The sequence below is a fragment of the Isoptericola sp. GX10416 genome (assembly GCF_056590155.1).
This window is the reverse complement of record NZ_JBWPVO010000010.1, coordinates 155,296-168,459: the sequence shown is the minus strand read 5'-3', so window position 1 is coordinate 168,459 and position 13,164 is coordinate 155,296. Positions and strand designations below refer to the sequence as shown.

The window sequence follows — 13,164 nt, the reverse complement described above, 5'->3', positions numbered from 1 at the left end:
GACCGCACCGCGGCCGGATCGGCGCTCACGCGGCCAGATCCCAACCGCTGTGACCTGCTGTGCCAACATAACCCGCATGACCGACACGACGCCGAGCCGCCCCCGCACCGTCGCCGACTGGAACCAGGCTGCTGCCGGCACCCTCCTGGAACGCACCGGGATCGAGCTCACGGAGGTGGGGGCGCAGACCACGCAGGGCTCCATGCCCGTGGCGGGCAACACCCAGCCGGCAGGACTCCTTCATGGCGGTGCGACCGCCGCGCTCGCCGAGACCCTCGGATCCGTCGCCGCCCAGGTGCACGCGGGCGAGGGACGCGCCGCCGTCGGGATCGAGCTCAACATCACGCACCACCGCGGGCTGCGGGACGGGCGGGTTCACGGCACCGCGACGGCGATCCACCGGGGCCGCACGACGGCCGCCTACGAGATCGTCGTGGTGGACGACGCGGACCGACGGGTCGCCACGGCGCGACTCACCTGCATGATCCTCGACGCCGGCTGACCGACGACGGGCGGCTCGCAGAGCCGCCCCGAGGTCAGGAGGCGGACGAGCTCGGCTCGCGCTGAGCGTTCCGCAGGGCCGCCTCCTCGGCGGCGTGCTGAGCCTGGAACGCCCTCAGGTCGACCGGTCCGGTCGGCAGGCCGGCCTCGCGCGCCCGTCGGCGCCTGGCCACGAGGTCCTCGATCGCCGCACGGGTCGCGTCCCTGCGGCGTCGGACGCCGTCGCGGCGACGGATGACCGTCGGGCCACCGGCCGGTTCCTGGGCGAGCCGTCGTTCCAGCGCCGTCGTCGCGACGACACGGTGCCCGGCTGCGGGTGCGAACCCGAGCTGCGCGAGGAATCGGTGCATCTCGCGCGCGCCGGGGGCCGGGGCGCAGTAGACGTTCTCCGCGCCCGCAGCGCGCGCCAGCTCCATGACGGCGGCCAGCAGCGCCCGGCCGGCACCCTGGCGTCGTGCCGTCGGGGCGACCATGATCGCGTCGACGTAGAGGCTGGGGGTCGTGGCGTAGAGCCGCGGGCCGAGGACACGCGCCAGCAGGAACCCGACCACCTGGTCGTCGTCCAGGGCAACCAGGACCTCGCCGCCGGAGGCGATGAGGACGCTCAGGTGCTCGCAGAGCCGACGAGGGTCGGCGGTGGCAGCGGTACCACCCTCCGGACCCGTGATCGCCACCAGCTCGGCGACCGCTTCGAGGTCACCCTCGTCAGCGGCCCGCACCTCGATCCCAGCTCGCATCGACACTCCCTCGACGACGTCGACCCGTCGGCCGACAGGTCACGAAAAGATCACGACTCCCCGGTGACCATAGCCGGTCGCCGGGGAGTCGCACAATGTCTGTCAGGCGCCGCCCACCTGATCGATGACGGCGTCGGCCACCTCGCGCATGGTGAGGCGCCGGTCCATGGACGTCTTCTGGATCCAGCGGAACGACTCCGGCTCGCTGAGGCCCATCTTCGTCATGAGCAGACCCTTCGCGCGGTCCACGCGCTTGCGGGTCTCGAAGCGCTCCTGGAGGTCGGCGACCTCGGACTCCAGCGCGCCGATCTGCTGGTAGCGCGAGATCGCGATCTCGACCGCGGGCAGCAGGTCCGCCGGGGTGAAGGGCTTGACGACGTACGCCATGGCGCCCGCGTCACGGGCCCGCTCCACGAGCTCGGTCTGGGAGAACGCCGTCAGGAGCACCACCGGGGCCGCGTGGGCCTTGCCGATGCGCTCGGCGGCGGAGATGCCGTCCAGCTCGGGCATCTTGACGTCCATCACCACGACGTCGGGCTTGAGCTCCACCGCGAGCTGCACGGCGGTCTCGCCGTCACCGGCCTCACCCACCACGTCGAAACCCGCCTCCTGGAGGGTCTCGACGACGTCCATGCGGATCAGGGCCTCGTCCTCGGCGACCACGGCGCGTCGCGAGGGCTTGGCCGGCGCCTCAGGCGTCGGGGCGGGCTCCTGGTCGATCAGCGGGGGCAGGTCGAGCGGCAGCTTCTCGTCGGTCACGGTTGCCATCGTAGACCCCGCACGCCCAGGTCGCGCGCACTTCACCCCCCGCGCCGGTGTGACCGTCCGCACCCTGGCCGAGGCGCGCGAGACCGGTTGGGCCACGGGTGCACCATGTGGTTCGATAACCCCAGCCTCATGCCCCGGTAGCCCAATCGGCAGAGGCAATCGGCTCAAACCCGATCCAGTGTGGGTTCGAGTCCCACCCGGGGCACCACAGACGCGGCAGGGCCCGCACCCCACGGGGTGCGGGCCCTGCCGCGTACCGCTCAGGACAACCGCCCCGAGACGTCGTCAGACCGCGACGCCACGCGCGTCGGTGCTCGAGCCGACCTTGTGGACCAGGATCGAGTTGGTCGTGCCGGGCACGCCGACCGGCGCGCCGGAGACGATGACCACGCGGTCGCCGACCTCGGCCAGGCCGTTCGCCTGCAGCGTCTGGTCCACCTGGCTCACCATGGCGTCGACCGAGTCGACCTCGGGCACGAGGTAGGACGTCGTGCCCCAGGTGAGCGCCAGCACGTTGCGCACCGACTCCTCGGGGGTGAAGGCCAACAGCTGGATGCCCGAGCGCAGGCGCGACATGCGCTTCGCCGAGTCGCCCGACTGCGTGAACGTCACCAGATACTTCACACCCAGCGTCTCACCGATCTCGGCGGCAGCCCGGGTGATGACGCCACCGCGGGTGTGCGGGGTCGAGCCGAGGGGCGCGATGCGCTCCCGGCCCAGCTCCTCGGTCGCCTCGATGATGGAGGCCATCGTCTGCACCGTGACGATCGGGTAGTCACCGACCGAGGTCTCCCCCGACAGCATGACCGCGTCGGCGCCGTCGAGCACCGCGTTCGCGCAGTCCGAGGCCTCGGCACGCGTCGGGCGCGGGCTCGTGGTCATCGACTCGAGCACCTGAGTCGCCACGATCACCGGCTTGGCGTTGCGGCGTGCGAGCTCGATGATGCGCTTCTGCACCAGCGGGACCTGCTCGAGCGGCATCTCCACGGCGAGGTCGCCGCGGGCCACCATGAAGCCGTCGAACGCGGCGACGACCTCCTCGAGGTTCTCCACCGCCTGCGGCTTCTCGATCTTGGCGACGACGGGGACGACGCGTCCCTCCTCCTCCATGATCCGGCGGACGTCGTCGTAGTCGGCGGCGTTGCGCACGAACGACAGCGCGATGATGTCGGCACCGAGGTTCAGCGCCCACCGCAGGTCGTCGGTGTCCTTGTCGCTCAGCGCGGGGACCGAGACGGCCACGCCGGGAAGGTTCAGACCCTTGTTGTTCGACACCGGGCCCGGGATCTCCACCGTCGTCACGACGCGGGGACCCTCGACGGCGGTGACCCGCACACGGACCTTGCCGTCGTCGATGAGGATCGGGTCGCCGACCCGTGCGTCGTTCGGCAGGCCCTGGTGAGTGGTCGAGACCAGCTCCCGGGTACCGACGACGTCCTCGGTCGTGATGGTGAAGGTGTCGCCCTCGTTCAGGAAGTGCTTCTCGTCGTCCGCGAACCGGCCGAGCCGGATCTTCGGCCCCTGCAGGTCCACCAGGACGGCGACGTTGCGGCCGGCGTCCTTCGCCGCCGTGCGCACACCGTGGTAGACGGCCTCGTGCTCCGACTTCTCGCCGTGGCTCCGGTTGATCCGGGCCACGTCCATGCCTGCGTCGACCAGTTCCCGGAGCTTCTCCGGGGACGCCGTCGCGGGTCCGATGGTGCACACGATCTTCGCTCTGCGCATGTCTCCAGCCTCGTCGTCGTACGGTCCCGGCACGGCCGGGACCAGGCCCGGGCGCCGCACGGCGCCCGGGTTCTCTCTCATCCTCTCAGGGCAACCGTGCGCGGGCCCACCGGAGCGGGCAGCTCGGTCGTCCCCTGGAGGAACGTGTCTACTGCGGCGGCCGCGGCGCGGCCCTCGGCGATCGCCCACACGATGAGCGACTGCCCACGGCCTGCGTCGCCGGCCACGAACACCCCCGGCACCGTCGAGGCGTAGTCGTCGCCGCGGCGCACCAACCCACGGCTCGTGGTCTCGGCCCCCGTCTGGGCGACGAGGTCCGGCGTCTCCGGGCCGGTGAAGCCCATCGCGATGAGCACCAGGTCAGCGGGGATCTCGTGCTCGGTGCCCGCCTTCGGCACCCGTCGTCCGTCCTCAAGGTACTCCGTCTCGGCGACCTTGAGCGCACGCACCGTACCCTCGTCGTCACCGAGGAACTCCACCGTGGAGGCCAGGAAGCGGCGCTCGCCACCCTCCTCGTGCGAGGAGGAGACCTCGAAGAGGATCGGGTCGGTCGGCCAGGGCTGGCGTTCGGGGCGCTCCGACGGTGGCCGCTTGCCGATGGCCAGCGTGGTCACGCTGGCCGCACCCTGGCGCAGGGAGGTCCCGACGCAGTCGGAGCCGGTGTCGCCGCCGCCGATCACGATCACGTGCTTGCCCTCGGCCGACGGCGCGCCCTCGACCGGTCGGCCGGCCACGGCCTTGCCCGCCGGTGTGAGGAAGTCCATCGCGAAGTGCACGCCGGCCAGGTCACGACCGGGCACGGGCAGCTCGCGCGGCACCGTCGCACCGGTGGCGACGACGACGGCGTCGAACCGCCGGCGCAGCGCGTCCCACGTGATGTCCTTGCCGATCTCGACCCCGGTGCGGAACCGTGTGCCCTCGGCCTCCATCTGGGCCAGACGGCGCTCGATGTGCACCTTCTCCAGCTTGAAGTCGGGGATGCCGTAACGCAGCAGACCGCCGATGGCGTCGTCGCGCTCGTACACCACGACGGTGTGCCCCGTGCGGGTGAGCTGCTGGGCCGCGGCCAGGCCTGCCGGACCGGAACCGATGACGGCGACCGTCGAGCCCGTGAGCCGCTGCGGGACCTGTGGCACCACGAGACCGCGCTCGAAGGCCTCGTCGATGATCGAGACCTCGATGTTCTTGATCGTCACGGCGGGCTGGTTGATGCCCAGCACGCAGCTCGACTCGCAGGGAGCCGGGCAGACACGACCGGTGAACTCCGGGAAGTTGTTGGTCGCGTGCAGCCGCTCGATCGCGTCGGCCCACTGGTCCGTGCGCACGAGGTCGTTCCACTCGGGGATGAGGTTCCCGAGCGGGCAGCCCTGGTGGCAGAACGGGATGCCGCAGTCCATGCAGCGCCCCGCCTGCTCCTTGAGGTACGGCTGACCGTCCTCGCGCAGCGCGTGGGTGTCCTTCCAGTCGTGCAGGCGCACCTCGACCGGACGGTTCGGCGGGAGCTCGCGCTCCCGCACCTTCATGAATCCGCGGGGATCAGCCACGGGCCACCTCCATGATTCGCTCCCACAGGGACGGGTCGAAGTCGTCGCCCTCGCCCAGCGGCGTGCCCGCCGCGTCCGCCTCGGCCAGCGCCGCGCGGACGTTGGCCCACACCGGCGGCAGGACGCGGCTGAACCGCTCGCGGGACGACTCGTCGTCCAGCAGGCCCGCCGCGACCGGCGAGCCCGTCTCGTCGCGGTGGCGCTCCAGCAGGGCGCGCACCCGGTCCCAGTCCTGGTCCGTGAGCGGTCCGACGACGAGCTCGCCGGACGCCACGGACGTCGTGTTCATCGCGGCCGCGCGCAGGTCGAGCACGTAGGCCACACCGCCGGACATGCCAGCGCCGAAGTTGCGGCCCGTCGGTCCGAGGACCAGCACCTCGCCGCCGGTCATGTACTCGCAGCCGTGGTCACCCACGCCCTCGACGACCAGCGTCGAGCCGGAGTTGCGCACGCCGAAGCGTTCGCCGACGCGACCGCGCAGCAGGATCTCGCCCGACGTCGCGCCGTAGCCGATGACGTTGCCCGCGATGACGTTGGCGGCGCCCTCGAGCACCGCGGCGCGGTCCGGGCGGACCACGATGCGTCCGCCGGACAGGCCCTTGCCGACGTAGTCGTTGGCGTCGCCGAAGAGGCGAAGCGTCACGCCGCGGGGCAGGAACGCCCCGAACGACTGACCGGCCGAGCCGGTCAGCTCGACGTCGATCGTGTCGTCGGGCAAGCCTTCACCGTGGTAACGCTTGGTCACCTCGTGGCCGAGCATGGTGCCGACCGTCCGGTTGACGTTGCGCACGGGGACCTCGATCCGCACGGGGCGGGCGTCCTCGAGCGCTTCCTTGGCGCGGGCGATGAGCTCCTGGTCGAGCGCCTTGTCCAGGCCGTGGTCCTGCACCTGGGTGCGGTACAGCGACGAGCCCGCCGGCGGCTCGACGAACTCCAGCACCGGCGCGAGGTCGAGACCCTGCGCCTTCCAGTGGTCGACGGCCTTGCGGGTGTCGAGAGCGCGGACCTGGCCGACGGCCTCCTCGATCGACCGGAAGCCCAGGGCCGCCAGGTGCTCGCGCACCTCGGTGGCGATGAACTCGAAGAAGTTCACGACGAACTCCGGCTTGCCCGTGAAACGTCGGCGCAGCTCGGGGTTCTGCGTGGCCACGCCCACCGGACAGGTGTCGAGGTGGCACACGCGCATCATGATGCAGCCCGAGACCACCATCGGGGCGGTCGCGAAGCCGAACTCCTCGGCGCCGAGCAGCGCGGCCACGACGACGTCGCGACCGGTCTTCATCTGGCCGTCGACCTGCACCGTGATGCGGTCGCGCAGGTTGTTCAGCACCAGCGTCTGCTGGGTCTCCGCCAGACCGATCTCCCACGGGGTGCCCGCGTGCTTGAGCGACGTGAGCGGGCTCGCGCCCGTGCCGCCGTCGTGCCCGGAGATCAGGACGACGTCCGCGTGCGCCTTGGACACGCCCGTGGCCACGGTCCCGACGCCGAACTCGGAGACGAGCTTGACGTGGACGCGCGCCGACGGGTTGGCGTTCTTGGCGTCGTGGATGAGCTGGGCGAGGTCCTCGATGGAGTAGATGTCGTGGTGCGGCGGCGGCGAGATGAGGCCGACGCCAGGCGTGGAGTGTCGGGTCCGCGCGACCCACGGGTACACCTTCGGGCCGGGCAGCTGGCCGCCCTCGCCCGGCTTGGCGCCCTGGGCGAGCTTGAGCTGGATGTCGTCGGCCTGCGTGAGGTACTCGCTCGTCACGCCGAAGCGCCCGGAGGCGATCTGCTTGACGCGGGAGCGCCGCTGCGGGTCGTAGAGGCGCTCGGGGTCCTCACCGCCCTCGCCGGAGTTCGACCGGCCGTCGACCTGGTTCATCGCGACGGCCAGCGTCTCGTGCATCTCCTGGCTGATCGCGCCGTAGGACATGGCACCGGTGTTGAACCGCTTGAGGATCTCGCTGACCGGCTCGACCTCGTCGAGCGGGACCGGCTCGCGCTCCGGGGTGAACCGCAGCAGGCCGCGCAGCGTCATCAGACGCTCCGACTGCTCGTCGACGCGCCGGGTGTACTGCCGGAAGATGTCCATGCGGCCGCTGCGGGTCGCGTGCTGCAGCCGGAAGACCGTCTCCGGGTCGAAGAGGTGCTCCTCGCCGTCGCGGCGCCACTGGTACTCGCCACCGGTCGTCAGACGCTCGTGCGGGATGTGGTTGCCCGACGCCGGGTACGCCTCGGTGTGCCGCGCCGCGGTCTCCGCGGCGATGACGTCGAGACCGATGCCGGCGAGCCGGCTGGTGGTGCCCGTGAAGTAGTCCTCGACCAGCTCGTGCGACAGCCCGACGGCCTCGAAGACCTGTGCGCCCCGGTAGGACATGATCGTCGAGATGCCCATCTTGGACATCACCTTGAGCACACCCTTGCCGAGCGCCTTGATGAGGTTCGTGACGGCCTGGTCCGGCGACACCTGCAGGTACCCGCGTCGCGCCAGGTCCTCGACGGTCTCCATCGCCAGGTACGGGTTGACCGCGGCCGCGCCGTAGCCGATCAGGAGCGCGACGTGGTGCACCTCGCGCACGTCACCGGCCTCGACCACCAGCGAGATCCGCGTGCGGGTCTGGCGGCGCAGCAGGTGGTGGTGGACGGCGCTGGTCAGGAGCAGGGACGGGATCGGCGCGCGCTCGGCGTCCGAGTCCCGGTCCGACAGCACGATGTGCGTCGCGCCGGCCTCGATCTCGCCGTCGATCTGGTCGAAGATCTCCTGGAGGCGCTCCTGGAGGGCGCGACCGCCGCCCGAGACGTCGTAGAGACCACGCACGATGACGGCGCGGAACTCGCCCTCGAGCCGCTCGTCGCGGTCGATGCGCACGATCTTGGCGAGCTCGTCGTTGTCCAGGACGGGGAACGGCAGCAGCAGCTTGCGGGCGTGCGCCGGCGAGTCGTCCAGCAGGTTGGGCTCAGGACCGATCGCCCCGCCGATGGACGTGACCAGCTCCTCGCGGATGGCGTCCAGCGGCGGGTTGGTCACCTGGGCGAACATCTGCGTGAAGTAGTCGAACAGCAGCCGGGGGCGGCTGGAGAGCACCGCGACGGGGGTGTCCGAGCCCATGGCGCCCAGGGGCTCCGCGCCCGCGTTCGCCATCGGGGTGAGGATGACCTTGAGCTCCTCGGACGTGTAGCCGAAGGCGCGCTGGCGGCGCTGCACGGAGGCCGGCGAGTGCGCGATGTGCTCCCGCTCGGGCAGGGACGACAGCTCGATCGAGTTCCGCTCGATCCACTCGGCGTAGGGACGCTGGGCGGCGAGCTGCGACTTGACCTCGTCGTCCTCGACGATGCGGCCCTGGGCGGTGTCGACGAGGAACATGCGCCCCGGCTCCAGGCGGCCCTTGCGGACGACCGTCGCAGGGTCCAGGTCCAGCACGCCGGCCTCGGAGCCGAGCACGACCAGGCCGTCCTCGGTGACCCAGAAGCGTCCCGGACGCAGGCCGTTGCGATCGAGCACGGCACCGATGAGGGTGCCGTCGGTGAAGGTGAGACAGGCGGGCCCGTCCCACGGCTCGATGAGGTTCGCGTGGTACTGGTAGAACGCCCGGCGGGCGGGGTCCATCTCGGCGTGGTTCTCCCATGCCTCCGGGATCATCATCAGCACCGAGTGCGGCAGCGACCGGCCCGACAGGTGCAGCAGCTCCAGCACCTCGTCGAAGCTGGCCGAGTCGCTCGACCCCTCGCTGCAGACGGGCAGCAGGGGCGCGAGGTCGCCGAGCGTGTCGCTGGCGAGCGTGCCCTCACGGGCGGCCATCCAGTTGCGGTTGCCCTTGACGGTGTTGATCTCGCCGTTGTGCGCGATCAGCCGGAACGGCTGGGCCAGCGGCCACGACGGGAACGTGTTCGTCGAGAAGCGCGAGTGGACCAGAGCGATCTCCGAGGCGTACCGCGGGTCCGACAGGTCCGGGAAGAACGGCTCGAGCTGCGCCGTCGTGAGCATGCCCTTGTAGGTCACGGTGCGGGCGGAGAGCGAGGCCAGGAACAGGTCCAGCTCGTGCTCGGCACGCTTGCGCAGCCGGTACGCGCGGCGGTCGAGCGCGACGCCCGAGAGCTCGCGCGCGGGGTCCACCACGACGACCTGGCGGAACGTCGGCATCGACGCCCGGGCGGTCGGCCCCACGAGGTCGGCGGTCACGGGGACGTCGCGCCACGCGAGCACGTCGAGCTTCTCCTCGGCCGCGATGGCCTCGAACCGGCGTGCGACGTCGTCGGCCTCGGCGGCGTCCTGAGGCAGGTAGGCCATGCCGATGGCGTACTGCCCGGCCGGCGGGAGCTCGGCGTCGACCACGTCGCGCAGGAACGCGTCCGGGATCTGCGTGAGGATCCCGGCGCCGTCGCCGCTGTCCTCCTCGGCGCCCACCGCTCCGCGGTGGTCGAGGTTGAGCAGGGCGGTCAGGCCGGCGTCGACGATGTCGCGGCCGGGAGTGCCTCGCAGGGTAGCGACGAAGGCTACCCCGCAGGCGTCGTGCTCGGACGCGGGGTCGTAGAGGCCCTGTGCCTCGGGGGGCGCGACCCAGTGCTGCGGCGTGGTCATCAACACCGTCCTCCTGCACGCCCGCACTGCGGGCGCGACTTTCTTCCTAAGGTGGTTCGGGACGTCGTCGGCCCGTCGGGACAAATCTGTCGGCGCTCCCCCGGTGGTCGACCAGGGGCGAACCGTCAGGAGCGCGGTGCCGGGTCCTGGTCGGACCCGACCGGACGCGAATCCGTGTCGGTCGTGTCAGTGACGTCCGCACCGGGATCGGGGACGTCGTCCGAACCGGCGCGAGCGTCATCGGTCTCGGTCTCCGTCTCGACGGCCGCCGGGTCCTGCGGTGCACGGCCCGGAAGCCACACACCGTCCTCGCGTCCGGGGTGCCGCCGACCGATGAGGACGAAGGCGACCAGGGCCCCGAGGCCCAGGAGGATCGACGTCCAGACGTTCAGCCGCAGCCCGAGCACCATCTCGGCGGTGTCGATGCGGAGCATCTCGATCCACACCCTACCGAGCGTATAGATCGCGACGTAAGCCCAGAATACCCTTCCATGACCGAGCCTGTACCGGCGGTCGAGCCAGATCAACAGGGCCGCCGCTGCGAGGTTCCACAGCATCTCGTACAGGAAGGTCGGGTGGAACAGCGTGCCCTCGGCGTACTGCGCACCCGTGGCCGGGTCGATCGGCAGGTAGGCCGGATCGATCTGCAGACCCCACGGCAGCGTCGTCGGAGCGCCGAAGAGCTCCTGGTTGAACCAGTTGCCCAGTCGGCCGATCGCCTGGGCGATCAGCAGACCAGGGGCGAGGGCGTCGGCGAAGGACGACAGCCGCACCCCCTTGCGACGGCACCCGATCCAGGCACCGATCGCACCGAAGGCGACGGCACCCCAGATCCCGAGGCCACCCTCCCAGATGTACAGGGCCCTGACCGGGTCGCCGTTCTCGCCCCAGTAGGGGTCCGGCGTCGAGAAGACGTGGTAGAGACGTCCGCCGACGATGCCGAACGGGACGGCCCAGAAGGCGATGTCCAGGACGTCGTCCGGGTCGCCGCCGCGAGCCTTCCAGCGCTTCGTGGTCAGCCAGACCGCCACCACGATCCCCACGAGAATCGCGAGCGCGTAGGCCCGGACCGGCAGCGGACCGAGATGCCAGGTGTGCTGCGACGGGCTCGGGATCGAGGCCGCGAGCGAGGTCATGACGGTCACGAGGATCCTCCGGGGCTGGTGCGGGAGCGCGCGACGCCTGCCGCGAGCTCGCCGGTCACCTTACCCAGTCGATCGAGCCGCGTGGACCACGGGTCGTCCGAGAGCAGCGTGCGCACGAGGGCCGAGCCGACGATGACACCGTCGGCGTACCGACCCACCTCGGCCGCCTGGTCGCCCGTCGAGACGCCGAGGCCGACGCTGACGTACGGCGCACCGGCGGCCCGCGTGTCCGCGACGAGCTGCTCGGCACGGTGCCCGACAGCGTCACGGACACCGGTGACGCCCATCGTCGAAGCGGCGTAGACGAACCCGCGGGACGCGGCGGCCGTCAGGCGCAACCGCTCCGGCGTGGAGCTCGGCGCGACGAGGAACACCTTGTCCAGGCCGTGCTCGTCAGCGGCGGCACTCCACTCGGCGCCCTCGTCGGGGATGAGGTCCGGGGTGATGACACCCGCGCCGCCGGCCGAGGCCAGGTCGCGTGCGAACGCGTCGACGCCGTAGCGCAGCAGCGGGTTGTAGTAGGACATGACCAGCGCGGGGACGCGCCCACCGACGGCCTCGACGACCTGCAGGACGTCGCGCACGCGCGCACCCGCGGTCAGCGCGGCCTCGGCGGCCGCCTGGACGACCGGGCCGTCCATCACCGGGTCGGTGTAGGGCACGCCGATCTCGACGACGTCGACTCCGGCGTCGACCATCGTCACGACGGCCTCGACCGAGCGGGCGACGTCGGGGAACCCGACGGGGAGATAGCCGACGAGCGCCGGGCGACCCTGCGTCCGCAGGGATTCCAGGCACGCCTCGGTGCGCGACGTCGTCACGGTGCTCACTTCTCTCCCTCGCCGTCGGCGTCGAGCAGTCCGAACCAGCGCGCGGCGGTCGCCACGTCCTTGTCACCGCGACCGGACAGGTTGACGAGGAGGACCTGGTCGGTGCGTCCTTCGTCGGCGAGGCGTCGGCCCACGCGCAGCGCGCCCGCCAGGGCGTGCGCGGACTCGATGGCCGGGATGATGCCCTCCGTGCGGCACAGCAGCCGGAAGGCCTCCATCGCCTCGTCGTCGGTGACGGGCTCGTAGGTCGCCCGGCCGATGTCGTGCAACCACGAGTGCGCGGGCCCGACGCTCGGGTAGTCGAGCCCGGCGGAGACCGAGTGGCTGGGCCGCGTCTGGCCGTCGTCGTCCTGGAGCAGGTAGGAGCGCGCCCCGTGCAGCACGCCCGGGGCACCACCGGAGAAGCGCGCGGCGTGCCTCCCGCTCTCGATGCCCTCGCCGCCGGCCTCGAACCCGAAGAGCGCGACGTCGACGTCGTCCAGGAACGCGTTGAACAGACCGAGCGCGTTCGAGCCCCCGCCCACGCAGGCGGCCACGACGTCGGGCAGGCGGCCGATCCGGTCGAGGACCTGCTCGCGCGCCTCCTCGCCGATGATCCGGTGGAACTCGCGGACCATCTCGGGGAACGGGTGCGGCCCCGTCACCGTGCCCAGCAGGTAGTGGGTGCTCTCGACGTTCGTGACCCAGTCGCGCAGCGCCTCGTTGATCGCGTCCTTGAGCGTCCTGGTGCCGATCGCGACGGGGACGACGGTCGCGCCGAGCAGCTCCATGCGGGCGACGTTGAGAGCCTGCCGCTGCGTGTCCTCCTCGCCCATGTAGACGACGCACTCGAGGTCGAGCAGCGCGGCGGCGGTGGCGGTGGCGACGCCGTGCTGGCCGGCGCCGGTCTCCGCGATCACCCGCGTCTTGCCCATCCGCTTCACGAGCAGGGCCTGGCCGAGCACGTTGTTGATCTTGTGCGACCCGGTGTGGTTGAGGTCCTCGCGCTTGAGGAACATCCGCACGGCGCCCGAACCGCCATCGGCGTGCGCGGCGAACCGCGGCACCTCGGTCACGGGCGACGGGCGACCGGTGTAGTCGCGGTGCAACCGCGCGAGCTCGGCGGCGAAGGCGGGATCGCCCTGGGCCTTGCGGAACTCCGTCTCGAGCTCGTCGAGGGCGGCAATAAGTGCCTCAGGCACGTATCGGCCGCCGAACTGACCGAAGTACGGTCCCTGGACGTCGGCGAGCTTGCCGGCTACCTGGTGGGCCAGAGTCTCGGTCAGCGCGTCGCGCACGGGCTGGTCGGGCACGGTCGCTCCTTCGGGGCGGGGGGGTCGGACGAGGACGGGGGCGGTCGGCGGGACCGCCGCT

9 protein-coding genes and 1 tRNA gene are annotated in these 13,164 nt (G+C 71.5%); 2 read left to right on the top strand and 8 right to left on the bottom strand.

Annotation, left to right across the window (positions count from 1 at the left end; genetic code table 11):
• Window positions 1-76: 76 nt before the first annotated feature.
• The gene (locus ACWAT2_RS14850) at window positions 77-502 is read left to right on the top strand and encodes a hotdog fold thioesterase (protein ID WP_480049066.1); all 426 of its coding nucleotides are present in this window, start codon (window positions 77-79) and stop codon (window positions 500-502) included.
• 34 nt (window positions 503-536) lie between these two features.
• Here the strand turns inward: ACWAT2_RS14850 and ACWAT2_RS14845 are convergent, their stop codons facing one another.
• Window positions 537-1,238 carry an N-acetyltransferase family protein gene (locus tag ACWAT2_RS14845; protein WP_480049065.1) on the bottom strand — a complete coding sequence of 234 codons (702 nt, stop codon included), beginning with the start codon at window positions 1,236-1,238 and terminating at the stop codon, window positions 537-539.
• Between the two features lie 102 nt (window positions 1,239-1,340).
• Window positions 1,341-2,006 (bottom strand): ANTAR domain-containing response regulator, encoded by a 666-nt coding sequence (locus ACWAT2_RS14840; protein WP_480049064.1) that lies wholly within the window; start codon window positions 2,004-2,006, stop codon window positions 1,341-1,343.
• 131 nt (window positions 2,007-2,137) lie between these two features.
• On the opposite strand from ACWAT2_RS14840, the gene ACWAT2_RS14835 reads away from it, so the two are divergent.
• Window positions 2,138-2,214, top strand: a tRNA-Leu gene (locus ACWAT2_RS14835).
• Between the two features lie 77 nt (window positions 2,215-2,291).
• On the opposite strand, the gene pyk is transcribed toward ACWAT2_RS14835, so the two are convergent.
• From pyk to trpB, 6 genes are all read right to left on the bottom strand, one after another.
• On the bottom strand, window positions 2,292-3,731 hold the full coding sequence (gene pyk / locus ACWAT2_RS14830) for a pyruvate kinase (RefSeq protein WP_480049074.1): 1,440 nt from the start codon (window positions 3,729-3,731) through the stop codon (window positions 2,292-2,294).
• 77 nt (window positions 3,732-3,808) lie between these two features.
• Window positions 3,809-5,275, bottom strand: a complete 1,467-nt coding sequence (locus ACWAT2_RS14825) for a glutamate synthase subunit beta (RefSeq protein ID WP_480049063.1) — start codon at window positions 5,273-5,275, stop codon at window positions 3,809-3,811.
• Window positions 5,268-9,836, bottom strand: a complete 4,569-nt coding sequence (gltB, locus tag ACWAT2_RS14820) for a glutamate synthase large subunit (RefSeq protein WP_480049062.1) — start codon at window positions 9,834-9,836, stop codon at window positions 5,268-5,270. Before gltB ends, ACWAT2_RS14825 begins: the two co-directional genes overlap by 8 nt.
• Window positions 9,837-9,961: 125 nt before the next feature.
• Window positions 9,962-10,972: a prolipoprotein diacylglyceryl transferase gene (gene lgt / locus ACWAT2_RS14815; protein WP_480049073.1), complete on the bottom strand. Its 1,011-nt coding sequence runs from the start codon at window positions 10,970-10,972 to the stop codon at window positions 9,962-9,964.
• 5 nt (window positions 10,973-10,977) lie between these two features.
• Complete coding sequence (gene trpA, locus ACWAT2_RS14810; protein WP_480049061.1) at window positions 10,978-11,811, bottom strand: tryptophan synthase subunit alpha; 834 nt, start codon at window positions 11,809-11,811, stop codon at window positions 10,978-10,980.
• Window positions 11,808-13,103 (bottom strand): tryptophan synthase subunit beta, encoded by a 1,296-nt coding sequence (gene trpB / locus ACWAT2_RS14805; protein WP_480049060.1) that lies wholly within the window; start codon window positions 13,101-13,103, stop codon window positions 11,808-11,810. Before trpB ends, trpA begins: the two co-directional genes overlap by 4 nt.
• Window positions 13,104-13,164 lie beyond the last annotated feature (61 nt).